This window comes from Microbacterium ulmi (genome assembly GCF_011759705.1).
Classification (GTDB): domain Bacteria; phylum Actinomycetota; class Actinomycetes; order Actinomycetales; family Microbacteriaceae; genus Microbacterium; species Microbacterium ulmi.
In genome coordinates, this window is sequence record NZ_JAAOZF010000001.1 from 310,187 (window position 1) to 334,178 (window position 23,992).

Consider the following 23,992-nt stretch of genomic DNA (forward strand, 5'->3'; position numbering starts at 1 on the left):
CCGGCGGGCGAACCCGAATCGCACCGCCGTCAGAGACAGAGGAACCCGTGACCGACCGACCGCTCCTGACGATCGACGACATCCACGTCGTGTACGACGTCGACCCTCCTGTGCACGCCGTGCGCGGGGTCTCGCTCGAGCTCCGGCGCGGCGAGATCCTGGGCCTGGCCGGCGAGTCCGGCTGCGGCAAGACGACGCTCGCCTACGGCATCCAGCGCCTCCTGAAGCCGCCCGCCGTCATCAGCGCCGACGGCGTCGTCTTCCACGACGCCTCGGGCGAGGACATCGACATCACGAAGCTCGGCACGGACGAGCTGCGCCGGTTCCGATGGAACAAGGTGTCGATGGTCTTCCAGGGCGCCATGAACGCCCTCAACCCCGTGAAGAACATCGGCAGCCAGCTCGACGACGTCTTCGTGACGCATCGCCCCTCCATGTCGGCGACCGAGCGCCGCGAGGAGTGCGCCGAGCTCCTCGACATCGTTCAGGTGGGCCGCGACCGGCTGCGGTCGTTCCCCCATGAGCTGTCGGGCGGGATGCGCCAGCGCGTCATGATCGCGATGGCCCTCGCGCTCAAGCCCCAGCTCATGATCATGGACGAGCCCACGACGGCGCTCGACGTCCTGATCCAGCGCGAGATCCTCGAGCAGATCTCCGAGCTGCGCGTGCAGTTCGGCTTCTCCGTCATCTTCATCACCCACGACCTGCCGCTGCTGCTCGAGATCAGCGACCGGATCGCCGTCATGCGCGCGGGAGAGGTCGTCGAGCTCGACACGCCGGCGAACATCTACCACGGTGCCGCGCACGAGTACACCCGCACGCTGCTGAGCTCGTTCCCGAGCCTCACGGGCGACCGAGGCGGCTTCGTCCGGGGAACGCAGACGCGGGACGGAGCGGCGCGATGACGACGCTCGAGTTCTCCCATGTGACCCGCCGCTACCGCGTCCGCGGCGCCGGCGACATGCTCGCCCTCGACGATGTCAGCTTCACCCTCACCTCCGGCCGGACGATCGCCCTGGTCGGCCAGAGCGGCAGCGGCAAGTCGACGATCGCGAAGATCCTGACCCAGCTCGAGACGCCGACGTCGGGCACGATCCTGCTCGACGGCACGCCGATCCCGCGCCGCGGCCGGGCTCTTCGCGCCTACCGACAGCACGTGCGGATGGTGTTCCAGGACCCGTACGCGTCGCTGAACCCGTACCACACGATCCGGCACCATCTCGAGCGCCCGCTGCGGCTGCACCGCGTCGTGCCCCGCGACGGGATCGAGGGGGAGGTGCGCAGGCTCCTCGATCGCGTGCGGCTCTCCCCCGAGCTCGCGGACCGCCATCCGCACGAGCTCTCGGGCGGTCAGCGTCAGCGCGTGGCCATCGCGCGCGCGCTCGCGTCACGGCCGAGACTGCTCATCGCGGACGAGCCCGTGTCCATGCTCGACGTCTCGATCCGCCTCGGCGTGCTGAACCTGCTCGCCGACCTGCAGCGCGACGAGAACCTCGGCGTGCTCTACATCACGCACGACCTCGCGACGGCCCGTCACTTCAGCGACGAGATCATGGTGCTCAACCGCGGGGTCGTCGTCGAGTCCGGGCCGGCCGACGAGGTCATCCTCCACCCGAGAGACCCCTACACCCGGCGGCTCCGCGACGCATCGCCCAATCCGGATGCGCTGTTCGGCGGTCGTGCGACTCCCGATGCGGGCCCCGGCCGCGCCGAGGAGGCACAGGCATGAGGTTCTTCCTGCGACGCGCCGCGTTCTACCTGTTCACGCTGTGGGCGGCCATCACGATCAACTTCTTCCTTCCCCGTTTCATGAAGGGGGACCCGATCACGGCGTACCTCGCCCGCAATCAGGGCAAGGTGAGCCCCGAGGCGATCGAGTCGCTCAAGATCCTGTTCGGCCTCGAGCAGGACCGCCCGCTGTGGGATCAGTACATCCAGTACTGGGGGCTCCTCCTGCGCGGCGACCTCGGCCGGTCGCTCTCGAAGGGTCTCGCCCCCGTGGGCGAGGTCATCCTCGACGCCCTCCCCTGGACGATCGGGCTCGTCGGCATCGCGACGCTCATCAGCTTCTTCGTGGGCACATCGGTCGGCACCTACATCGGGTGGAAGCGCGGCAGCAGAGCGGAGTTCGTCGTGCCGGTCGCGACGTTCCTCTCGACCGTCCCCTACTTCTGGCTCGGCCTCATCATGATCGCCGTGTTCTCCACGACCCTCGGCTGGTTCCCCGCCTCCCACGCGTACGACAAGACGCTGCATCCGCAGCTCAGCTGGGAGTTCGTCTCCAACGTGATCTATCACGGCACCCTGCCCGCGCTGACGATCGTCATCACGTCGCTCGGCGGCTGGATCCTCGGCATGCGCAACATGATGATCACCGTGCTCGACGAGGACTATGTGACGGTGGCCCAGGCGAAGGGCCTGACGCCCCGCCGCGTGGTCGTCAACTACGCCGCTCGCAACGCCGTCCTTCCGCAGCTGTCGAGCTTCGCACTGTCGCTCGGCTTCATCGTCGGGGGCACGCTCATCATGGAGATGATCTTCTCCTACCCGGGCCTGGGCCTGCGGCTGTTCGAGGCGACGCTCGCCAAGGACTATCCGCTCATGCAGGGCATCTTCCTCGTCATCACGCTCTCGGTCCTCGTCGCGAACGTCATCGCCGACATCGCGTACGCGGCGCTGGACCCCCGCACCCGTCAGGAGGCACAGTGACCGCCGCAACCGGCACGATCGAGGAGGTCACGCCCTCCCCTCGATCCCGGCGCTTCAGCGAGGGCCTGTCGATGTTCCGCAACCCGAAGTCGCTCGTCGGGATCGGCATCCTGGGATTCTTCGCCCTCCTCGCGATCATCGGACCGTGGATCGCGCCCTACGACCCGAACGCGATCGATCTGCAGGCGCGCAACTCCCCGCCGACGCCCCAGCACTGGCTGGGGACGACCCACATGGGCCAGGACGTGCTCAGCCAGATCATCATCGGCACGCGAGACGTCATGTTCGTCGGGTTCATGGCGGGCGTGCTCGGCACGCTCCTCGCGGTGATCGTCGGCGTGACGGCGGGCTACATCCGGGGCACGGGCAGCGAGGCGCTCTCGGCGCTGTCGAACGTGTTCCTGGTCATTCCGGGGCTTCCGCTCATCATCATCATCACGTCGCAGTTCGACGATCCCAACATGCTCCTCATCGCCGTCGTGCTCGCGATCACCGGCTGGGCATGGGGTGCTCGCGTCCTGCGCGCGCAGACGATGTCGCTGCGCAACCGCGACTTCGTGCAGGCTGCGCGTGCCAACGGCGAGCCGCTGTGGCGCATCATCGGCGTCGAGATGCTGCCGAACCTCATGGCGGTCATCGCGTCGAGCTTCGTGGGCACCGTGACGGCCGCCATCCTCACCCAGACCACGCTGGCGTTCGTCGGGATCACGCCGATCAGCCAGTGGAACTGGGGCACGATCCTGTTCTGGGCGCAGAGCCAGAACGCCTTCCCCGATCGATGGTGGTGGTACCTGCCCGCGGGTCTGTGCATCGCGCTCGTCGGCATGGCCCTCGCCCTCCTGAACTTCGGCATCGACGAGTACGTCAATCCGCGTCTGCGCACGGCGGGTCAGCGCGCCCGCGCGCTGAAGAAGAAGGGGATGTCGATCTCGAGCGACATCACGGTCGTGCGCGCCGCGCCGCCCGTCGACTCCCCCTCGGGCGCCTGACGAACCCGCACATCGACCTCTGCGCGCGACAGCGCACCGATTTGGAGCCATCGTGACCTCATCCCCGCCCTACCTCGACCAGACGCTGCCCGTGGGCGAGCGGATCGACGACCTCCTCGGGCGCATGACGCTCGAGGAGAAGATCGGCCAGATGCTGCAGCTGGACGCGCGCGAGGATCTCGAGCACGAGGTGCTCGGGATGCACGCCGGCTCGATCCTGCACGCGTCGCCGGAGCGCGTCGTGCGCGCGCGAGAGCTCACGCTGCGCACGCGGCTGCGGATCCCGCTCATCGTCGGGGAGGACTGCATCCACGGCCACTCCTTCTGGGAGGGCGGGACGGTGTTCCCGACGCAGCTGGGCATGGCGGCGACGTGGGATCCCGAGCTCGTCGAGCGCGTCGCCCGCTCGACCGCCGCCGAGGTCGCCGCGACCGGCATCCACTGGACGTTCTCCCCCGTGCTGTGCATCTCGCGCGACCTGCGCTGGGGCCGCGTCGACGAGACGTTCGGCGAGGACCCCTTCCTCATCGGCGAGCTCGCCTCGGCGATGGTGCGCGGCTATCAGGGCGACGGCCTCGGCGACCCCACGGCGATCCTCGCGACGGCCAAGCACTTCGCGGGCTACTCCGAGACGCAGGGCGGCCGCGACGCGAGCGAGGCGGACATCTCGCGTCGCAAGCTGCGCTCGTGGTTCCTGCCTCCGTTCGAGCGAGTGGCACGGGAAGGATGCCGCACGTTCATGCTGGGCTACCAGACGACCGACGGCGTGCCGATCACGGTCAACGAGTGGCTGCTGGGCGACGTCCTCCGCGGCGAGTGGGGCTACACGGGCACGCTCATCACCGACTGGGACAACGTGGGCCGCATGGTGTGGGAGCAGAAGGTGCAGCCCGACTACGCCCACGCTGCGGCCGCCGCCGTCAAGGCGGGCAACGACATGGTCATGACGACGCCCGGCTTCTTCCAGGGAGCCCTCGACGCCGTCGCCCAGGGCCTCATCACGGAGCGGGACCTCGACCGCGCCGTCGCCCGGATCCTGCTGCTGAAGTTCGAGTTCGGCCTGTTCGAGGATCCGCGGCTGCCCGACGCCGAGCGCATCCGGACCGTCATCGGCTCCGCGGCGCACACGGCCCTCAACCTCGAGACGTCTCGCCGCTCGCTCGTCCTGCTGCGCAACGACGACGGCGTGCTACCCCTTGCCGGCGGTCTGACGCCGGATGCCGCGGGCCGCGCCTTCGGAAACGGCTCGCCGCGGCGCATCGCTGTGGTCGGACCCCTGGCCGACGATGCGCAGAGCCAGCTCGGCGACTGGGCCGGCTCGTCGGGGCAGGTCGACTGGCTGCCGGACGGCCAGCCGCGCGAGCTGATCACGACGGTGCTCGACGGCCTGCTGGCCCACGTTCCCGCGGACTGGGCCGTCGACTATGCGAAGGGCGCCGACATCCTGACGCTCGCGGACGACCCCGAGGGGGCCTTCTTCCCCGACGGCCAGCCCCGCCCGCAGGTGGTCGTGCCCTGCGAGCCCGACGAGGCCCAGATCGCCGCAGCCGTCGCCGCGGCAGAGGGCGCGGACTGGGTCGTCGCGGTCGTGGGCGATCGCGTCGAGCTCGTGGGCGAGGGCCGGTCCACGGCGACGCTCGAGCTCATCGGCGGTCAGCGGGCGCTCCTGGACGCCCTCGCGGCGACCGGCACCCCGCTGGTCGTCGTGCTGCTCGCGTCGAAGCCGCTCGTGCTTCCCGCATCCGTGCAGGATGCCGCGCTGGTGTGGGCCGCGAATCCGGGCATGCAGGGCGGTCGCGCGATCGCCGAGCTGCTGCTCGGGCTCATCGAGCCGACGGGGCGTTTGCCCATCTCGTTCGCGCGTCATGTGGGGCAGCAGCCCACCTACTACAACCAGATCCGCGGCCAGCACGGCAACAGGTACGCCGACCTCACCCAGAGCCCCGCGCACGCGTTCGGCGAGGGCCTCTCGTATTCGACGGTCGAGTACGCCGGGGTGAGGATCGACGACGACGTCCTCACGGCGGACGGCGTCGTGCGCGCCGAACTCGTGCTGCGCAACACGGGCACGCGGCCCGCTCACGAGGTCGTGCAGGCGTACGTCCGCGACACCGTGACCTCGGTCAGCTGGGCGGACAAGGAGCTCAAGGCGTACCGCCACGTCGACCTCGCCCCCGGCGAGGAGGCGACGGTCGAGATCACGGTTCCCGTCTCCGAGTGCACGATCGTGGATGCCGCGGGCCGCCGCATGGTCGAAGCCGGCGCGTTCGAGCTCCTCGTCGGGCCCTCGTCGCGCGACGAGGCGCTGCTCGGGGCGGGCTTCTGGGTCCTCCCCGCCGCCGAGCGGACCGAGGACGTCCCGGAGGCGGTCGCCGACCGGCGCTGAGCTGCGGGCCCTGCCGCGTTCGCGGGGATCGTGCGCGATCCCCGCGGCACGATCACCCGACGGCGGCGATCACGCCTCGGAGAGGCGGAGTGGATCAGTCCCGGTCGTCGGGGTCGTCGTCTTCATCGGGGTCGTCGGGGTCGTCGTCGTCGGGGTCGTCGTCGTCCGAGTCGTCATCGTCCGAGTCGTCGTCGTCCGAGTCGTCATCGTCCGAGTCGTCATCGGCAAAGTCGTCGTCGGAGTCGTCCTCATCGTCCGAGTCGTCATCGTCCGAGTCGTCCTCATCGTCCGAGTCGTCATCGTCCGAGTCGTCCTCGTCGAAGTCGTCCTCGTCCGAGTCGTCATCGTCGAAGTCGTCGGAGTCGTCCTCGTCGTCCGAGTCGTCGTCGCTCGCCGTGTCATCCGGCCCGTCGAGCTCGTCGATGTCGACGCCGTCGACGTCGCCCGAGTGCAGGATCGGCGATCCGTCGTCGTCGAAGTCGACGGCGTCCAGATCGTCCAGATCCTCGACGTCGTCGAGGTCCTCGGCGCCGGTCGCGGCATCCTGCCCCGCGGCGGCGAGCGCGGCCTGCGCGGCCTCGTAGTCCGCGAGCCGAACGGCCCACGGGATCCACTCGGGCGCGAGGAGCGCGCCGTCGCCGGGGAGCAGCTCGGTCTCGAGCACGGTCGGCTCGGCGTCGTCGACGCGCGCGACGCTGACGGTCCAGAACCATCCGGGGTACCCTGCCAGCCGGTTGGCGAAGCGCAGCGAGACGACGCCGCCCGGTTCGAGCGTGTACCCCGCCGGTTCGCCGATGGTCGCGGCGGGCGTGATCTCCTTCAGCGCAGCGAGCGCGAGGTCGTGGGCCTCGACGAGCCGCTCGTCGGGCACGCGCTCCTCGACGGTCTCGGCGGCGACGACCGCTTCCTCCTCGGCGGCCGCGGCCGCGTCGGAGCCGGCGACGTGCTCGACGTCGCCCTCGAGCGCGTCGACCTCCACGGCGGATGCCGCGGCATCCGTCTGCGAGTCATCGGCCGGGGCGGCGTCGACCGGCTCAGGCGTCGAGTTCATCGGCCACCTTGCGGAGGACCGCCGCGACCTTCTTCGCGTGCGCACCGCTGGGGTAGCGGCCCCGGCGGAGGTCGCCGCCGATGCCGTCGAGAAGCTTGACGAGGTCCTCGATGATGATCGCCATGTCGTCGGCGGGCTTGCGGGAGCGCTTCGCGAGGCTCACGGGAGCCTCGAGCACGCGCACCGAGAGCGCCTGCAGACCGCGCTTGCCGTCGGCGACTCCGAACTCCAGGCGCGCGCCGGGCTTGGGCGCGGGCGTGCCTGCGGGCAGGGCCGTGGCGTGCAGGAAGACGTCCTGGCCGTCATCCGTCGTGATGAAGCCGAACCCCTTCTCCTCGTCGTAGAACCTGACCTTGCCGGTGGGCATCGAGACCTCGCTGCGCTTCGCCCGCGGTCTGCGGGCGTGGTGGAAGAGGGCCGGTGGGTCCCCTGCATCAAGCCTAGAGCACTGCCGCGAGCGGGTAGGCTGATGCGGATGAGCACGCAGACCCCCGGCGACGTACCCGTCCGCCGCATCGACCGGATCCTCGCCTTCATGTCGTTGGGCCTCCTGGTTCTGTCGGTCTTGTGCTTCGTCGCGATCATGATCGGCACCGCGACGGGCATGGAGCAGGCGGACTTCGCCGGCGGCGTGTGGCCGGTCGTCGGCATCCTGGTCTACATCGCTCCGATCCTCGCCTTCCTGCTGCTGATCTCGGTCGTGATCATGGCCTTCGTCCGGAGGGCTCGCGCCAACCGAGGGCGCTGACCCGTGGCCGACGCCTCCGACGAACGCACGCTCGCGACCTGGGTCGCCGGGCGGTCGGCGGGGGCGCTCGGAGCCCTCTTCGCCGCGCGCGGAGTCTCGCCGAGCGCGGCGTGGCGCGATCCCTTCGACGCGGCGGAAGGACTCCTCGAGGCCGCGTCGATCGACCGCGCGCTGATCCGGATGCCGCGCCCCGTGCTCGCAGCCCTCGCGAGCGCCGTCGATGAGTCCGCCGACGCCGACGCGCCCGAGCGCGGCACGCTGCGCGATCTCGCCCTCGTCGACGAGGACGGCGCTGCCTACCGGGCCGTCGCCGCCCGGGTCGGCGCGCTGCGGGCGCTGCATCCCGACGCCTTCGTCCGCGATGCCGCGGCGTTGCCCCTCCCTCCCGCGGATCCGCGGGAGGAGGCGACCGCTGCCGAGCACGCCTTCTCGAGCAGCGCGTCGCTCGCCGACATCCTGCTCTCGATGCTCCACGCGCCCCTCGGCCGCACCTCGACGGGCACGGTGAGCGCGACCGACCGCCGGCGTCTCGTCGAGGCGGGCTCCGTGGCGGACGGCGAAGAGCTCGACGATCTGCTCGCCGCGGCCCACGACGCACGCCTCATCCGCAGCGCGGAGCGCGAGTGGCTCGTGACGCGCCGCGGCTCACGCTGGCTCGGCGCCTCGACCGCCGCGCGCTGGGAGAAGATCGCGGGCGGGTTCGTCGCCGCCCTCCCCCGTGCGCTGCGCACGGCATCCGGCGGATTCCTGCCGCTCGGGCTGTGGGCCGGCGCCTTCCCGCTCGATCCGGACTGGCCGGCCCAGGCCGCACGCCTTGCGCGCGTCGCCGAGGCGTGGGGTCTCGTGACGGCGACGAGCGAGACGCCGTGGGGCGCCGCGCTGCGCGAGACGGGCGAGGTCGACTCCGAGCGCCTGTCGGCGCACCTCCCGCCCGAGATCGACCGCATCTACCTGCAGGCCGACCTGAGCGCCATCGCGCCGGGTCCGCTCGCGCCCGCGCTCGATCTGCGGCTGCGCGGCATCGCCGTGCGCGAGTCGCGCGCACAGGCGTCGACCTACCGCTTCACGGCGGACTCCGTCGCCGCCGGGATGACGGAAGGCGAGACGGCCGAGTCGATCCGCGCGTTCCTCACGGAGCTGTCGCTGACCGGCATCCCGCAGCCGCTCGCGTATCTCATCGAGAGCACGGCGGCCCGGCACGGGCTCGTGCGCGTGAAGGCCGAGGACGACCGCACCCGGGTCGAGAGCGCGAATGCCGGAGTGCTCGCCGCGATCGAGGTCGACCAGTCGCTGCGCTCTCTCGGCCTCGTCGCCGATCGAGGCACGCTCGTCTCGAAGGTCGGCCGCGATGCCGTCTACTGGTCGCTCGCGGACGCCCGCTACCCCGTCGTCGCGGTCGATGCCTCGGGGGCGTCCGAGCCTCTGCGCCGGCATCGGGTCGCTCCGAAGGCGCCTGCGGACGACCCGACGGCTCCCTACGCGTCGCTCGTCGCGCGCGTCCAGGCCGCCTACGGCGAGGACACCGACGCGGCGTGGCGCGAGCGCGAGCTCGATCAGGCCGTGCGCAATCGATCCGTCGTCGCGGTCATGGTGAAGCTGCCGGACGGCACGACCCGCGAGTTCGTGCTCGAGGCGACGGGGCTCGGCGGCGGGCGGCTGCGCGGACGCGACCGGCGCGCCGACATCGAGCGCACCCTGCCGGTCTCGAGCATCGAGAGCGTCCGCCCGGCCTGACGCGGCGGGCCGCCGTCCGCCCCGCCTGACGCGGCGGGCCGCCGTCCGCCCCACGCCGTGCCGGCTCGGTCGCGTGCATCGACGACACGTCCAGACGCGTGCGCGGCATCCATCCCCCCTCATGTGAGCCTCGGCGACGAGGGCACGGGTAGAATTGCTCCTTATGGCTGACGGCCCCCTCATCGTGCAGAGCGACCGGACGGTGCTGCTCGAAGTGGCGCACCCGGATGCGGAGAGCGCGCGCCACGAGCTCGCGATCTTCGCCGAGCTGGAGCGCGCCCCCGAGCACATCCACACGTATCGCATCACGCGCCTCGGCCTGTGGAACGCCCGCGCCGCAGGTCACGACGCGGAGGACATGCTCGCGACCCTCGATCGCTGGTCGCGCTTCCCCGTGCCGCCGTCGGTCGCGATCGACATCCGCGAGACGGTGGGCCGCTACGGCCGCCTCGTCATCGAGCGCGACGAGGAGGGGCAGCTGGTCCTGCGGGCGACGGATGCCGCGGTGCTCGCCGAGGTCTCCAAGAACAAGCGCATCCAGCCGCTGCTGCTCGGGCGCCCCTCCCCCGACGCGTTCGTCGTCGATGCGTGGGCGCGCGGGCACATCAAGCAGGAGCTCCTCAAGATCGGGTGGCCCGCGGAGGACCGCGCCGGCTACACGCCGGGGACGCCGCATCCGATCGAGCTCGCGGAGAACGGCTGGGCGCTTCGCCCCTACCAGCGCGAGGCCGTCGACAAGTTCACGGAAGGCGGATCGGGCGTCGTCGTGCTCCCCTGCGGCGCCGGGAAGACGCTCGTCGGCGCGGGGGCGATGGCCGACACGAAGACGACGACGCTCATCCTCGTGACCAACACGGTGAGCGCCCGTCAGTGGCGCGACGAGCTGCTCAAGCGCACGTCGCTCACGGCGGAGGAGATCGGCGAGTACTCGGGCCAGGTCAAGGAGATCAAGCCCGTCACGATCGCGACGTACCAGATCCTCACGGCCAAGCGCGCCGGTCAGTACGCGCACCTCGCGCTGCTGGACGCCCTCGACTGGGGGCTCATCCTCTACGACGAGGTGCATCTCCTGCCCGCGCCCGTGTTCAAGCTCACCGCGGATCTGCAGGCGCGGCGGCGCCTCGGGCTCACGGCGACGCTCGTGCGCGAGGACGGCCGCGAGGGCGACGTCTTCAGCCTCATCGGGCCCAAGCGCTTCGACGCGCCGTGGAAGGAGATCGAGGCGCAGGGCTTCATCTCGCCCGCCGCGTGCTACGAGGTGCGCGTCGACCTCCCCGCGGGCGATCGTCTCGAGTACGCCGCGTCCGCCGACGACGAGCGGTACCGCCTCGCCGCGACGGCGCCCGCGAAGATCAACGTCGTCAAACGGCTCGTCCGGCGCCACAAAGGCGAGCGCATCCTCGTGATCGGCCAGTACCTCGACCAGATCGACGTGCTCGCCGAGGCGCTCGACGCCCCGCAGATCACGGGCGCGACGCCCGTCGACGAGCGCGAGAAGCTCTACCAGGCGTTCCGCGTGGGCGAGATCGACCTGCTCGTCGTGTCGAAGGTCGCGAACTTCTCGATCGATCTTCCCGAGGCATCCGTCGCGATCCAGGTGTCTGGATCGTTCGGCTCTCGGCAGGAGGAGGCGCAGCGCCTCGGTCGCCTGCTGCGTCCCAAGGAGTCGGGCAACACCGCGAGCTTCTACACCCTCATCGCGCGCGACACGGTCGACCAGGACTTCGCGCAGAACCGTCAGCGCTTCCTCGCGGAGCAGGGGTACGCGTACACGATCCTCGACGCGGAGTCGATCGCGGCGTGATGTCGGCGGCCTCCGGTAGACCGGAGCCATGTCCGAGCACAACCGCATCGACCTGATCGAGCTCCCCGCGCACCCCGACGCCCTCGCCGCGACCCGCGGGTTCTACGAGTCCGCCTTCGGCTGGGCGTTCACCGACTACGGCGCGTACGTCGACACTGCGAGCGGCGGCACGACGTTCGGTGTCAACGCGATCCCCGACGAGAACCAGCAGCGGATGCCGCTCACGGTCCTCTACGCCGACGACCTCGAGGCGGCGCGGCAGCGGGTGACGGATGCCGGGGGCACGATCGTGCACGACATCTACTCGTTCCCGGGCGGGCGACGATTCCACTTCGCCGATCCCGCGGGCAACGAGCTCGCCGTCTGGTCGCAGTGAGCCGCCCCGGGTCGCGTGCTCCCTGCACGGGCGCGGGGAGCATGCGGCGCCGCTGACCGCTCGGCGCCGTTCACGCCCGCGCTATGCGCTCGCCCTGCCGGGATGGGCCTCGAAGAACTCGGCGACGAGCCGCGCGGTCGCTGCAGGCGCCTCGTCGGCGACGAAGTGGGCGGCGCCCTCGACGAACGCGAGCTCGACGTCGTCGCCGAACTCCGCCGTGTCCGCCAGGACGGCGCGCGCGACGGCCGGCGGGAACGCGACATCCTCCGCGCCGAACGCGAAGAGCGACGGCATGGCGTATCTCGTGCCCCGGTACGTTCCGCGCACGATCCGCCCGAGCTCGGGCAGCACCATCCGGCGGTTGAGCATGCTCCCGGCGCGGGCGAGCCCGGGATCGCGCAGGAGGCTCACGTAGCGATCGACGACGTCGTCGGCCAGCGGCCGAGCGCTGAAGTGCGAGTAGAGCCACCGCGGCAGCCGCCCGCCGCGCAGCAGCCTCGCCCCGAGGCCGGGGATCGCGAGCGCCTCCTCGAACCACAGGTGGCGCATGCCCGGCAGCAGTGCGGGCGAGAACCTCATCTGCACGGGCGGGACACCGAGCATGACCTGGGCGACGACGCGATCGGGATGCTGGAGAGCGAGCTGCATCGCCGTGATCGCGCCCATGTCATGGCTCACGATCCGCACGCGGTCGAGCTCGAGCGCCGAGAGCAGCTCGAGCACGTCCGCGCAGCGCCGCGTGCGCGATATCGCGTCGACGGGAAGCTCGCTCCACCCCTCGCCGCGGAGGTCCGGCGCGATGAGCCGGTAGCGCGGCGCGAGGGCGGGGATGATGTCCCGCCACTCCCACCACGTCTGGCCGAAGCCGGACAGCAGGAGCACGGGGTCGCCGGCTCCGGCAAGAGCGACGTGCATGCGACCGTCGGACAGCGCGATCCATCGATGCTCGACGCCCTCGACGGTGGGCATCGCGGGCGGGGCGGAGAGCTGAGTTTCCATGAGGGACTCCTCGCGGCATCCAGGTACTACGTTCGTAGTATCTGCTACTGTACTCTCTAGAGCACTACTTTCGTAGTGCCGCCGATAGGCTCGTCTCGTGACGACCACGAAGGAGCGGGCACTCGACGCCGCGATCTGTCTCGCGGGCTCCCAGGGCATCCGCGCGATGACGCACGCCCGCGTGGATGCCGCGGCCGGCCTTCCGAAGGGATCCACCTCCAACCACTTCCGCACGAGGGACGCGCTGCTCGCGGGTGTCATCGCGCGCATCGCGGAGGGTGAGCGCGCGGACCTCGCGCCCGCCGCGAGAGGCCCCATCCACTCCATCGACGAGTTCGTCGATGTCTTCACGGCGGTCGTGACGACCCTCACCGGCCCCCATGCGGATCGCACACGCGCCCGGTACGCGCTGTTCCTCGAGCTCTCGTCCGACCCGGAGCTGCAGGCGCCGCTGCGCGCTCAGCGAGCCGCGTTCGCCGAGCTGGCCCGCATCCTCCTCGCGGGCCTCGGCGCGAAGCATCCCGACGCGGCCGTCGAGGCCTTCATGGCTTTCGGCGACGGGCTCATCCTGCATCGCCTGACCGTCGATCCGGGGGCTCCTGTGCGCAGGTCCGTCGCCATCGCGGTCCGCGGCTGCCTCGAGGCCTGATCCCGCCCCGGATGTCCGCGAGGTGCCGTCGTCTGCCGCGTCGCAGAGCGCGCGCGCGACGGCCGCGAAGCCGTTCCGGCGCCCGCGACGGGCGCCGCCGCGCCGCCGCGCGACCCGCGGATCCCCATTCGAACGACGGATATCCAGCCTGCGAGCGGCATCCGTCACCATAATGGGCCTATGACCGCACCGCGCATCCTCGTCGTCGACGACGAGCCGAACATCCGCGACCTGCTCATCACGAGCCTCCGGTTCGCTGGATTCCAGGTCCGCGCCGTCTCGAACGGGGCCCAGACCATCTCGGCCGTCCTCGAGGAAGAACCCGACCTCATCATCCTCGACGTGATGCTTCCCGACATGAACGGGTTCAGCGTCACGAAGCGGCTGCGCGGCGCCGGCTACACCGCCCCGATCCTCTTCCTCACCGCCAAGGACGAGACGGAGGACAAGATCACGGGCCTGAACGCCGGCGGCGACGACTACGTCACGAAGCCGTTCAGCCTCGACGAGATCGTCGCCCGCATCCAGGCGATCCTGCGCCGCACGATGCAGGCCGACGAGGAGTCGATCATCCGAGCGGGCGAGCTCACGATGGACCAGGACACGCACGACGTCCTCGTCGGCGACTCGTCGATCGAGCTGAGCCCGACCGAGTTCAAGCTCCTGCGCTACCTCATGCTCAACCCGAACCGCGTCCTGTCGAAGGCCCAGATCCTCGACCACGTGTGGGAGTACGACTTCAACGGCGACGCGGGGATCGTGGAGAGCTACATCTCCTATCTGCGCCGCAAGATCGACCCGCACTCGACCGAGCCGCTCATCCAGACCAAGCGCGGCTTCGGCTACATGCTGAAGGCGGGCAAGTCCGCCTGATCAGGCGAGACGTTCGAGGGGGTGCGTCGTGGCGGGCAAGTCCGACGCCGTGACCCGGTGGTGGCGGGGGCTCAGCCTTCGTGCCAAGGTGACCGGGGTCACCGTCGCGCTCCTCGTCGTGGGCCTCGTGGCGGCGGGCGTGGGCACGATGGCGTTCCTTCGCAACACCCTCGTCGCCGCGCTGGACACGTCGCTGTCGCAAGCCGTCTCGAGCGATGTCGCGAGCGGCCTCATCGGCATCGAGGTGGTCGACGGCGAGCCCCTCTTCACCGTCAAGGACGACGTCGCACCGAACGACATGTGGGTCGCCCTCTACGGTCCGGACGGCGAGAGGGTCATCACGGCGGGCGGGGACGATCCCGACAGGGCGCCCGTCTTCCCCGACACGATCACGCTCGAGTACACGGCCCGCGAGCGCGGCACGCCGTTCACGATCCCGAGCGCCGACGGCGGGTCGGGGTTCCGCGCCGCCGTCGACATCTACCCCGTCGGCGGCGTCGGCACGCTCTTCACGCAGCTCATCGCCCGCCCCCTCGCGCCGATCAACGAGGTGGTGGGCACCTTCCTCGGCATCTACGCCATCCTCGCCCTCATCACGATCGTGGGCGGCGCGCTGCTCACGCGCTGGCTCGTGACGCTGACCTTCCGCAGTCTCGGCCAGGTCGAGACGACGGCGATGGCGATCGCGCAGGGCGACTTCAGTCAGCGCCTCACCGACATCGAGCCCACCACGACCGAGGTCGGGCGGCTCAAGACGGCGCTCAACACGATGCTCGGGCGGATGGATGCCGCGATCACGCAGCGCGACGCGACCGTGCGGCAGATGCGCCGGTTCATCGGCGACGCGAGCCATGAGCTGCGCACGCCACTGGTGACGGTCCGCGGCTGGGCCGAGCTCTACCGTCTCGGCGCGATCTCCGGCGACGACGACGTCGCGCAGGCGATGGACCGCATCGAGAGCGAGGCCAAGCGCATGGGCCTGCTCGTCGAGGACCTGCTCGCGCTCGCGCGGCTCGACGAGCGCCGGGACGTCGTGTTCGGTCCCGTCGACCTGCGGCCCGTGGCCCGAGATGCCGCCCTCGACGTCCGCGCGACATCCCCTCTGCGTGCCGTCACGGTCATCGACACGACGATCGAGCCGCGCGACGGGACGGATGCCGCGCCCGGCGAGCCCGCCTCGAACGACCCGGGCGAGCAGGCCAGACGCCGCGGCGCGCCCACCACCGCGATCGCCAGAGCGGGGGCGACGCTGTCGCTGCTGCGCCGCAAGCCGCGGCCGGTCCCGGCTTCCCAGGCGTCCGGCGTCGGCGAACCGCCGCCCGTCGCGCCGATCGATCTCGCACCGCCCGCGACGGGCCCGACGTCGCTGCCGCCTGTCGTGTTCGGCGACGAGAACCGCATCCGGCAGGTCGTCGCGAACCTCCTCGGCAACGCGCGACGCTTCACCGCCGAGGACTCCCCCATCGAGCTGCGCGTCGGCATCGATGCCGCGGCGGGAATGGGCTGGATCGAGGTCGCCGACCACGGCGAGGGCGTCCCCGACCAGATCAAGGACAAGATCTTCCAGCGCTTCTGGCGCGCCGACACCTCGCGCGCGAGGGAGACCGGCGGCACGGGCCTGGGCCTGTCGATCGTCGCGTCGATCGTCGAGGCGCTGCACGGCCGGGTCAGGGTGAAGGACACGCCGGGCGGCGGCGCGACGTTCCACGTCGCGTTCCCGCTCGCCTCCTCGCGGACGGCGCAGGAGCACCTGCACATCGAGACGCAGCCCATCCGTCCGGTCCGCCGCGGCGCCGACTGATCGCGACACGGGCGGCCGGCGCTCCTCCCCAGCCATCCCCGCCGGCCCCGGAACGCACAGGTCGGTGCGGTCCCGCTCTGGATGGACGGGGCGGCTTCTAGCGTGGGTGCTCCCATCCCCTCTTCACAGGAGTCACTCATGGCCGTCTTCTCCGTCGACAGCGACGCCGTCCTCACCGCCACCGCATCCGTCCGGGGCACCGCCGACCGCCTTCAGGCCGAGACGCAGGCGATGCTGGCGCAGCTGACCAACCTCCAGTCCGCGTGGACCGGCACGGCATCCGTGGCCTTCCACGGCGTCGTAGACCGCTGGCGCGCGACGCAGCGCCAGGTCGAGGAGTCGCTCGCCGAGATCAGCACCGCGCTCGGTGTCGCGGGGCGGCAGTACGCGGATGCCGAGCAGGCCTCGGCGAGCCTGTTCCGATGAAGGTCGCCGCGACTGCTGCGCTCGGCGGGTGCGGGCTGCACGTCGCTTCGCCCGCCTGACCCCGCCAGATGCACGGATGCCCCGGCCCTTGCGGGCCGGGGCATCCGGTGTGTCAGCGCGTCAGCGTGGACTCAGAAGTCCATGCCGCCCGTCGGGTCGCCCGCGGGAGCGGCGGCCTTCTCGGGCTTGTCGGCGACGACGGCCTCGGTCGTGAGGAACAGGCCTGCGATCGAGGCGGCGTTCTGCAGCGCCGAGCGCGTCACCTTGGCGGGGTCGATGATGCCCTGCGCGAACAGGTCGCCGTACTCGCCGGTCGCGGCGTTGAGGCCGTGACCCTCAGGCAGCTCCGAGACCTTGTTGGCGACGACGCCCGGCTCGAGGCCCGCGTTGAGGGCGATCTGCTTGAGCGGAGCCTCGATCGCGACGCGCACGATGTTGGCACCGGTCGCCTCGTCACCCGTCAGGTCGAGGGTCGCGAGCGCCTTGCGGCCGGACTGGATGAGCGCGACGCCACCGCCGGGGACGATGCCCTCCTCGACGGCCGCCTTCGCGTTGCGGACGGCGTCCTCGATGCGGTGCTTGCGCTCCTTGAGCTCGACCTCGGTGGCCGCGCCCGCCTTGATGACGGCGACGCCGCCGGCGAGCTTGGCGAGGCGCTCCTGGAGCTTCTCGCGGTCGTAGTCGCTGTCGGTGTTCTCGATCTCGCGGCGGATCTGCGTCACGCGGCCCTCGATGAGCGATGCCTCACCGGCGCCCTCGACGATCGTGGTCTCGTCCTTCGTGACGATGACCTTGCGCGCGCGGCCGAGCAGGTCGAGGGTCGCGTTCTCGAGCTTGAGACCGACCTCCTCGGTGATGACCTGGCCACCCGTGAGGATCGCGATGTCCTGCAGCTGGGCCTTGCGGCGGTCGCCGAAGCCGGGCGCCTTGACGGCGACCGACTTGAAGATGCCGCGGATCTTGTTGAGCACGAGAGTCGCGAGCGCCTCGCCCTCGACGTCCTCGGCGATGATGACGAGCTCCTTGCCGTCCTGGATCACCTTGTCGACGATGGGCAGAAGGTCCTTGATGTTCGAGATCTTCTGGTTGGCGATCAGGATGTACGCGTCTTCGAAGACGGCCTCCTGACGCTCGGGGTCGGTGACGAAGTAAGGGTTGATGTAGCCCTTGTCGAAGCGCATGCCCTCGGTGAGTTCGAGCTCGGTGCCGAACGTCTGCGACTCCTCGACCGTGACGACGCCCTCCTTGCCGACCTTGTCGATGGCCTCGGCGATGAGCTCGCCGATCTCCGGGTCGGCCGCCGAGATCGACGCCGTGGCGGCGATCTGCTCCTTCGACTCGACCTCCTTGGCGCTGGCGAGCAGCTCGGCCGTGATGGCGGCGACGGCCTTCTCGATGCCCTTCTTGAGCGAGATGGGGTCGGCGCCGGCCGCGACGTTGCGCAGACCCTCGCGGACGAGGGCCTGGGCGAGCACGGTCGCCGTCGTCGTGCCGTCGCCGGCGACGTCGTCGGTCTTCTTCGCGACCTCCTTGACGAGCTCCGCGCCGATCTTCTCGTACGGGTCGTCGAGTTCGATCTCCTTGGCGATCGAGACGCCGTCGTTCGTGATCGTGGGGGCGCCCCACTTCTTCTCGAGCACGACGTTGCGGCCGCGGGGGCCAAGCGTCACCTTGACGGCGTCGGCGAGGATGTTCAGGCCGCGCTCGAGGCCGCGACGAGCCTCCTCGTCGAAAGCGATGATCTTTGCCATGTGTGTGTCGTCCCTCCCGGACGTATGCGATGGTCTTTAGCACTCAGCAAGATGGAGTGCTAACCCATTCTGGCACTCGCCCCTGGCGAGTGCAAGCTGTGACGGACGCAGCCGGACACACGAAGACGGGATGCCTCTCGGCATCCCGTCTGGGCCTTCCGCCGCGGGTGTCAGGCGACGATGCGCACGGACTCGGCCTGAGGACCCTTCTGTCCCGTGCCGACCGTGAACTCCACGGTCTGCCCTTCCTCGAGCACGCGGAAGCCCGACATGTCGATATTCGAGTAATGGACGAAGACGTCCTGGCCGCCGACCACGGTGATGAAGCCGTAGCCCTTCTCGGCGTTGAACCATTTGACGGTGCCCTGGGTCATGCGAATCTCCTGTAGCTGTGGGTCATCGCCATGAAATCACGGCCCGCGAAGGCGTGAGCCCCGTTCGAGCGACTATTGACACGCGCGCATAGAAGTGTTTACCCGCGTGAAACACGCGGGTCGAAGGGCTTCAGGATGTCGGAGCCGGCGTCGCTCCCGCGGCCGTGCGGTCGAGGCCGATGACGATCGCGAGCTGCCGCGCCTCCGGGTCGTCGAGGGGCTGATAGACATCGCTCTGCGCCGTCTTGGCGCCCCCGATGACCTGCGCGAGTCCCAGCGCCGCCGCCTCGTCCTCCGGGTAGGCGAAGAAGACCGTCGTCTCGGCGAAGTCCTGCGACTGCGCATCGCCCGCCGTGACGGAGTCCGCCGCCCAGCCGCCCGCGACGACCACGTCCTTCAGCTGCGTCGCGAGCCCGTCCTCGGGCGTCGCATTGAGGATCAGCACGCGGTAGCTCGTGTCGACGACCGGCTCCACGGCGGGGGGTGCGACGACCGTCGGAGTGGGCGTCGGGAAGAGCACGACGCGGCCGGAGGCCAGCAGGGTTCCGAAGATGCCGAGCGTCACGAGCACGATCGTCGCGAGCGCCGCCCAGAGGAACACGACCCAGCCGCGCATGCGGGGCTGCTCCGCGCGGTGGGCGCCGACGCGGTCGACGTCCTCGGGGAGGTCGTCGAAGCGGTCCCGGGGGAAGGTCGTTTTCGGCACCCCACGATGTTACCCGGCCGCGCGTCGCGCTCCCCGTGAGGCGGCGGCACGCCGGCATCCATCGTCAGCGCGGGGCGCCCGCAGCCCGCGCGAGGCGAGCCCGCAGCCGCTCGTCGCGCAGCCGCCTGAGCCTCTTGACGAGCATGGGATCGTGCTCCTGCGCATCCGTCGTCTCGATGAGGCGGCCGAGCAGCTGGTAGTACCGCGCGGGCGAGAGCCCGAGATCCGCGCGGATCGCCTCCTCCTTCGCCCCGGCGTGCCGACGCCACTCCGCTTCGAAGTCGAGGATGGCGCGGTCGCGGTCGGAGAGGGGCACGACGCCACGCTACCGCCGGCCGCCCGCAGTCCCCGCGCGCCACTCCACGGATGCCCCGAGCGGATCGACGGCCGCGAGAGGCACGCCGTCGCGGCCGAGGACGAACCCTCCCCACGAGTGCGGATCGAGCGGCGGATGCCACGCCTCGTGGAGTCCGGGCGGGTCGATCGTGATCCAGACGGCGTCGAGCTCGCGCAGCGTCGCGATGAGCCGCTCACGCCCTGCACGCGGGATGTGCGGGAGCACGCCCGGTGTCGTGACGACGAGCGTCGCGCCGCGCGGCGCGCGGGACGCGGCATCCCGCAGCACGTCCGGCCGGGACGCGTCACCGCGGATCATGAGCGGCGGGTCGGCAGCGACGATGTCGAGGGCCGCCTCGATGCGTGCCGCCCGGCCCTCCTCCCCCGGCCAGACGAGGGTCGTGAGGAACCGGCGGTCGCGGGCGTCTGCGGCGTCGAGGGGCTCGAGGTCGAGACCGGCGCGCCAGACGACGTCCGGAAGCCGCAGCAGCGGGTCGCCGGTCAGCGCGGCGTCGAGCACGACGCGCGACGGGCCGCGTGCGGGATCGAGCGAGGGACCGCCCCGATAGCGGTACGAGTACCTGTCGGGATACAGGCACAGCCCCGCGCTCGCGCCCAGCTCGAGCAGCGCGACAGGCCCCACCACGGTGCTCAGCGCGGGAAGGAGCGCCGCGCAGCGCAGCGGCTCGTTCGTCTGCAGGCTCCGGCGCCCCGCCTCGTCGACGAGCTCGTCGGCGTGCCCGGCGACCCACGACGCCCAGCCCGCGTATCGGCCCTCGCGGGCTCCGAGCAGGCGCGTCACGGCGAACACGAGCGGAGGCTGCCGTCGTGCCGAGGGGATGCGCGCGAGGATCCGCGCCACGTCGTCGTCGGCCGCGACGCCCGCCGCCCACTCCTCGTACACGGCGGATCGCCCGGGGGCCTCGTCGCGCGCGAACCGCGCGAAGCGCTCCTGCACGGCGCGGGTCTCGGCATCCATCGCCCCATTCTCCCGGCTGACCTGAAGCTCCCACGGGACCGCACCGGCCCGGCGTCGGGTTGAATAGAGGGGCGACGCGTCGGTGCGACCCCCTCTCCGGGCGGCCGCGACGCGCCGCCATCCGCTCCGAGAGGAGCCGTGAAGGAGCCAGCGATGACCTACGCAGTGAAGAAGTCCGACGACGAGTGGCGCCAGGAGCTCGACCCCCAGCAGTACGCCGTCCTCCGCGAGGCGGCGACCGAGCGGGCCTGGACGGGCGAGCTGCTCGACGAGAGCCGCGCGGGCCTCTACACGTGCGCCGCGTGCGGCGCCGAGCTGTTCAAGAGCGGGACGAAGTTCGACTCGCACTGCGGCTGGCCGAGCTTCTACGAGTCGATCCGGCCTGAGGCCGTCGAGCTCATCGAGGACCGCAGCCACGGGATGCTGCGCACCGAGGTGCGCTGCGCGAACTGCGGATCGCATCTGGGGCACGTGTTCCCCGACGGCTTCGGAACGCCCACGGGCGACCGCTACTGCATGAACTCGATCGCCCTCGAGTTCACCCCCGAGTCGTGACGGTCGCCGCGCCCTCGCCGCACGCCGCCCTCGACGCGGTGCGGTCGCGCCGCTCGTGGTCGAAGGTGACGGATGCCGCGCCCACCCGCTCCGAGCTGCTCACGCTCGTCTCGGCCGCCGGCCGCGTCGCCGACCACTCCTCGCTGCGCCCGTGGCGGCTCATCGAGCTGCGCGGCGACGACCGCGAACGGCTCGGCCGCGCGATCGCGAAGGCCGAAGGCGACGCCAAGCCCTCGACCAAGCCGCTGCGCGCGCCCCTGCTCATCGCCGTCGTCGCGAGCTACCGCAAGAGCGACAAGGTCCCCCGCTGGGAGCAGGAGGCTGTGGCATCCGGTGTCGCACACGTGCTGAGCCTGCTGCTCGACGAAGCGGGGTGGGGCGTCATCTGGCGGACGGGCCACTACACGCGCTCGAAGGCCGTCGCGAAGGCGCACGGACTCGGCAAGAGCGAGGAGCTCCTGGGCTGGCTGTACGTCGGCGGCAAGCCGCCGCGGACGCGGCCGGAGAGGCGCAAGGCGGTCGACGCGCGTCACCACGTGTCCCGGATGCCGAAGAAGGGCGCGAGCGCGGACGCGGAAGCGGATCCGACACTGCTCTGAGCGATCCGACGCTGCTCTGAGCCGGGCTCAGCGCCGCCGCGGGGCCCATCGCCACGGCACGGACGCGACGACGACGGAGGCCAGGGCGATCGTGACGATCGCGAGCTCGACGGCGAGCCCTGGGCTCGCCGACGCCGGCCATGCCAGATCGAGCACGAGCGCCGCAACGAGCTGTCCCGCGATCGCGCCGAGCCCCAGCAGCAGGACGCCCGTGTACACGACGATCGCCGACGACAGGAAGATGTACGCGACGCCGAGCGCCCCGCCGAGGTAGATCCAGGGATCGGTCGGGAAGGGCTCGGGGCTTCCGACGATCGCGACGTGCACGATCGTCGCGAGCGCGAGCAGGATCGTGCCGCCGACGAAGTTGACGAGGGTCGCGGTGAGCGCGGTCCCCACGCGCTGACCGAGGCGTCCGTTGATCGCCTGCTGCCACGCGACGCCGACGCCCGCGAGCAGCGGCAGGACGAGCATCCACGGCGGAACGCTCCCGAGGCCACCGCCCGACAGCGAGAATCCGACGGCGACGAGCGCGAGCGCCGCGCCGGCGACACGAGGCATCGTGACGGCGACGACACCGGCGGGGCCGAAGCCGATGCGGTCGACGATCAGCCCGCACAGCGTCTGCCCCGCGACATAGCCGACCGTGAACAGCGACACCCCGATGATCGCGACGGTGAGCCCCTGCGTCGCGACCGTGAGGGCGCCTGCCGCTCCGCCCGCGAGCATCCACCACGGAACGGAGCGGTCGCGGATGCCGGATGCCAGCCGCCCGAACCCCGCGCGTCCCGCGGGGAGCACGAGCGACAGCACGATGAGGATCGCAAGACCCGAGCCGAACGAGACGACCGCCGCGGCGAACCCGTCGTCGAGGCGGATGCCGAGCTGCCCGTTGATGCGGGCCTGCACGGCCGTGAGGACTCCGACGAAGACTGCGCCCGACACGGCGATCCAGGCGGGAACGCGCCTCCCGCCGCCCCCTGATGACACGTTCGAGTCGACGCCGGACACGAGCCGATCGCGACGCTCGCTCTCGCCACCCCCTGATGACACGTTCGAGTCGACGCCGGGCACGAGCCGACTGCGGGACTCGAACCCGCAACCCCCTAATTACAAGTTAGGTGCGCTACCAATTGCGCCAAGCCGGCAGGGGGCCCAGTCTACCGGGCCGCACGCCTCGGCCCCGTGCTACGGGGTCGTGCTCGGGGTCGGGCTGGGGGTCACGTAGTAGTCGTCGCTCGCGATCGTCAGGACGAACTGCGCGAACTCGGCGGCGTCGTCGAGAGCGCCCACGTAGGTCTTGCCGTTGACGAGCACCATGGGCGCGCCCGTGAGGGCCGCTCCGTCGGTGTCGGGCAGGCCCTTCAGCGCGCGCTCCGTCGCTCCCTTGGCCCAGGTCGCGTACGTCTCGTCCTGGATGCACGAGCGCACGGTCTTGGGCGACTCGGCGCCCGAGGCGATCGCCAGGTCGGCCAGCGCCTTGTCGTCGAGGCCGTCCGAGTCGACGGTCGGCTGCTGCGTGAGCAGCGCGTGGTTGAAGGCGAAGAAGGAGTCGCGCGAGAACGACGCGACGCACGCCGCCGCGCTCGCGGCCCGCAGCGAGTACTTCGTGCCGTTGGACTTCGACGTGAGCATCGCGACGGGGTAGTACGTGAGGGTCGCGGCATCCTGATCGACCCAGGAGGCGAGCTGCTGCGCGTTGGCGACCTGGAAGTCGCGCGACTGCGGCGACAGGTAGTCGACGTACACGCGGATGTCGACCGCGCCGCGCTGCGTCTCGGTCGGATCGGGCGTGGGCTCCTCCGCCACGGGCGTCGGAGTCGGCGTGGGGTCGCCGAGGCCGCTCAGCCCCGCGGTCGCGGCGACGCCCGTGACGGCGGTCACGGCGAAGCCGTCGTGGGTGGAGTTGGCGGGGGTGAGCATCGGCTTCGACACGGCCGAGCCGACGACCCACGTCACGACGACGGCCGCCACCGCGACGACGGCCACGATGCCTGTCGCCAGCGCACCGCGGCGGATCGCGCGGGCACGGGACTGCTGGGCCTGCACGAGTTGCGCCTTCTCGCGCACCGCCTCGCGGCGGTCGCGCTTCTCGGGCACGTGCGAAGAATCGTCGCTCGACATGGAACCTCTTGGGACGGCGGGGC

The 23,992-nt window shown here is 71.1% G+C and carries 25 protein-coding genes and 1 tRNA gene; 15 read left to right on the forward strand and 11 right to left on the reverse strand.

Features of this window, described 5'->3' with window-relative positions; all coding sequences use genetic code 11:
- Positions 1–47 precede the first annotated feature (47 nt).
- The 5 genes from FHS08_RS01465 to FHS08_RS01485 are packed head-to-tail and all read left to right on the forward strand — an operon-like array spanning position 48 to position 6,084.
- Complete coding sequence (locus tag FHS08_RS01465) at positions 48–905, forward strand: ATP-binding cassette domain-containing protein (RefSeq protein WP_167034816.1); 858 nt, start codon at positions 48–50, stop codon at positions 903–905.
- Positions 902–1,729 (forward strand): ABC transporter ATP-binding protein, encoded by an 828-nt coding sequence (locus tag FHS08_RS01470; RefSeq protein WP_167034818.1) that lies wholly within the window; start codon positions 902–904, stop codon positions 1,727–1,729. The genes FHS08_RS01465 and FHS08_RS01470 overlap by 4 nt, the downstream gene beginning before the upstream one ends.
- Positions 1,726–2,709, forward strand: coding sequence for an ABC transporter permease (locus FHS08_RS01475; protein WP_167034820.1), 984 nt, complete (start codon positions 1,726–1,728; stop codon positions 2,707–2,709). Before FHS08_RS01470 ends, FHS08_RS01475 begins: the two co-directional genes overlap by 4 nt.
- Entirely contained in the window at positions 2,706–3,698 is a 993-nt protein-coding gene (locus FHS08_RS01480) for an ABC transporter permease (protein ID WP_424960784.1), read from the forward strand. The genes FHS08_RS01475 and FHS08_RS01480 overlap by 4 nt, the downstream gene beginning before the upstream one ends.
- 52 nt (positions 3,699–3,750) lie before the next feature.
- Complete coding sequence (locus FHS08_RS01485) at positions 3,751–6,084, forward strand: exo-beta-d-1,3/1,6-glucosidase (protein ID WP_170283181.1); 2,334 nt, start codon at positions 3,751–3,753, stop codon at positions 6,082–6,084.
- A 94-nt stretch (positions 6,085–6,178) separates the two neighbouring features.
- On the opposite strand, the gene FHS08_RS17210 is transcribed toward FHS08_RS01485, so the two are convergent.
- Positions 6,179–7,135: a DUF3027 domain-containing protein gene (locus tag FHS08_RS17210; RefSeq protein WP_167034822.1), complete on the reverse strand. Its 957-nt coding sequence runs from the start codon at positions 7,133–7,135 to the stop codon at positions 6,179–6,181.
- Positions 7,119–7,502 (reverse strand): cold-shock protein, encoded by a 384-nt coding sequence (locus FHS08_RS01495; RefSeq protein WP_167034824.1) that lies wholly within the window; start codon positions 7,500–7,502, stop codon positions 7,119–7,121. The genes FHS08_RS17210 and FHS08_RS01495 overlap by 17 nt, the downstream gene beginning before the upstream one ends.
- 108 nt (positions 7,503–7,610) lie before the next feature.
- Between FHS08_RS01495 and FHS08_RS01500 the strand changes: the two genes are divergently transcribed.
- The 4 genes from FHS08_RS01500 to FHS08_RS01515 all read left to right on the forward strand — a co-directional run bounded on the left by FHS08_RS01500 (position 7,611) and on the right by FHS08_RS01515 (position 11,797).
- Positions 7,611–7,883, forward strand: a complete 273-nt coding sequence (locus FHS08_RS01500) for a multidrug ABC transporter ATPase (protein ID WP_167034826.1) — start codon at positions 7,611–7,613, stop codon at positions 7,881–7,883.
- A gap of 3 nt (positions 7,884–7,886) precedes the next feature.
- A complete protein-coding gene (locus FHS08_RS01505) occupies positions 7,887–9,617 on the forward strand; it encodes a helicase-associated domain-containing protein (protein WP_167034828.1) in 1,731 nt (576 codons plus the stop codon).
- A 163-nt stretch (positions 9,618–9,780) separates the two neighbouring features.
- Positions 9,781–11,421 (forward strand): DNA repair helicase XPB, encoded by a 1,641-nt coding sequence (locus tag FHS08_RS01510; protein WP_167034830.1) that lies wholly within the window; start codon positions 9,781–9,783, stop codon positions 11,419–11,421.
- 28 nt (positions 11,422–11,449) lie between these two features.
- The gene (locus FHS08_RS01515; RefSeq protein ID WP_167034832.1) at positions 11,450–11,797 is read left to right on the forward strand and encodes a VOC family protein; all 348 of its coding nucleotides are present in this window, start codon (positions 11,450–11,452) and stop codon (positions 11,795–11,797) included.
- Positions 11,798–11,878: 81 nt separating this feature from the next.
- Here the strand turns inward: FHS08_RS01515 and FHS08_RS01520 are convergent, their stop codons facing one another.
- The gene (locus FHS08_RS01520) at positions 11,879–12,796 is read right to left on the reverse strand and encodes an alpha/beta fold hydrolase (protein ID WP_167034834.1); all 918 of its coding nucleotides are present in this window, start codon (positions 12,794–12,796) and stop codon (positions 11,879–11,881) included.
- Positions 12,797–12,893: 97 nt separating this feature from the next.
- Between FHS08_RS01520 and FHS08_RS01525 the strand changes: the two genes are divergently transcribed.
- The 4 genes from FHS08_RS01525 to FHS08_RS01540 all read left to right on the forward strand — a co-directional run bounded on the left by FHS08_RS01525 (position 12,894) and on the right by FHS08_RS01540 (position 16,545).
- Positions 12,894–13,445, forward strand: a complete 552-nt coding sequence (locus tag FHS08_RS01525) for a TetR family transcriptional regulator (RefSeq protein WP_167034836.1) — start codon at positions 12,894–12,896, stop codon at positions 13,443–13,445.
- 180 nt (positions 13,446–13,625) lie between these two features.
- Positions 13,626–14,318 carry a response regulator transcription factor gene (locus FHS08_RS01530; RefSeq protein WP_167034838.1) on the forward strand — a complete coding sequence of 231 codons (693 nt, stop codon included), beginning with the start codon at positions 13,626–13,628 and terminating at the stop codon, positions 14,316–14,318.
- A gap of 148 nt (positions 14,319–14,466) precedes the next feature.
- Entirely contained in the window at positions 14,467–16,119 is a 1,653-nt protein-coding gene (locus FHS08_RS01535) for a sensor histidine kinase (protein ID WP_167039496.1), read from the forward strand.
- A gap of 138 nt (positions 16,120–16,257) precedes the next feature.
- A complete protein-coding gene (locus FHS08_RS01540; protein ID WP_167034840.1) occupies positions 16,258–16,545 on the forward strand; it encodes a WXG100 family type VII secretion target in 288 nt (95 codons plus the stop codon).
- A gap of 131 nt (positions 16,546–16,676) precedes the next feature.
- Here FHS08_RS01540 and groL read toward each other — a convergent pair whose 3' ends face one another.
- From groL to FHS08_RS01565, 5 genes are all read right to left on the reverse strand, one after another.
- Positions 16,677–18,296, reverse strand: a complete 1,620-nt coding sequence (gene groL / locus FHS08_RS01545) for a chaperonin GroEL (RefSeq protein WP_167034842.1) — start codon at positions 18,294–18,296, stop codon at positions 16,677–16,679.
- Positions 18,297–18,466: 170 nt separating this feature from the next.
- Positions 18,467–18,670, reverse strand: coding sequence for a cold-shock protein (locus FHS08_RS01550; RefSeq protein WP_167034844.1), 204 nt, complete (start codon positions 18,668–18,670; stop codon positions 18,467–18,469).
- A 130-nt stretch (positions 18,671–18,800) separates the two neighbouring features.
- Positions 18,801–19,376: a LytR C-terminal domain-containing protein gene (locus tag FHS08_RS01555; RefSeq protein WP_341800284.1), complete on the reverse strand. Its 576-nt coding sequence runs from the start codon at positions 19,374–19,376 to the stop codon at positions 18,801–18,803.
- A 64-nt stretch (positions 19,377–19,440) separates the two neighbouring features.
- Positions 19,441–19,692 (reverse strand): DUF3263 domain-containing protein, encoded by a 252-nt coding sequence (locus FHS08_RS01560; protein ID WP_167034846.1) that lies wholly within the window; start codon positions 19,690–19,692, stop codon positions 19,441–19,443.
- A 9-nt stretch (positions 19,693–19,701) separates the two neighbouring features.
- Positions 19,702–20,691, reverse strand: a complete 990-nt coding sequence (locus FHS08_RS01565) for a DUF2332 domain-containing protein (protein WP_167034848.1) — start codon at positions 20,689–20,691, stop codon at positions 19,702–19,704.
- Positions 20,692–20,844: 153 nt separating this feature from the next.
- On the opposite strand from FHS08_RS01565, the gene msrB reads away from it, so the two are divergent.
- Positions 20,845–21,246: a peptide-methionine (R)-S-oxide reductase MsrB gene (msrB, locus tag FHS08_RS01570; RefSeq protein WP_167034850.1), complete on the forward strand. Its 402-nt coding sequence runs from the start codon at positions 20,845–20,847 to the stop codon at positions 21,244–21,246.
- Complete coding sequence (locus FHS08_RS01575) at positions 21,243–21,845, forward strand: nitroreductase family protein (RefSeq protein WP_167034852.1); 603 nt, start codon at positions 21,243–21,245, stop codon at positions 21,843–21,845. Before msrB ends, FHS08_RS01575 begins: the two co-directional genes overlap by 4 nt.
- 27 nt (positions 21,846–21,872) lie before the next feature.
- On the opposite strand, the gene FHS08_RS01580 is transcribed toward FHS08_RS01575, so the two are convergent.
- The 3 genes from FHS08_RS01580 to FHS08_RS01590 all read right to left on the reverse strand — a co-directional run bounded on the left by FHS08_RS01580 (position 21,873) and on the right by FHS08_RS01590 (position 23,945).
- Positions 21,873–22,796 carry a DMT family transporter gene (locus tag FHS08_RS01580; RefSeq protein ID WP_167039500.1) on the reverse strand — a complete coding sequence of 308 codons (924 nt, stop codon included), beginning with the start codon at positions 22,794–22,796 and terminating at the stop codon, positions 21,873–21,875.
- Between the two features lie 124 nt (positions 22,797–22,920).
- Positions 22,921–22,993: transfer RNA gene (locus FHS08_RS01585), tRNA-Thr, on the reverse strand.
- Positions 22,994–23,033: 40 nt separating this feature from the next.
- Positions 23,034–23,945: a DsbA family protein gene (locus tag FHS08_RS01590; protein WP_341800285.1), complete on the reverse strand. Its 912-nt coding sequence runs from the start codon at positions 23,943–23,945 to the stop codon at positions 23,034–23,036.
- Positions 23,946–23,992 lie beyond the last annotated feature (47 nt).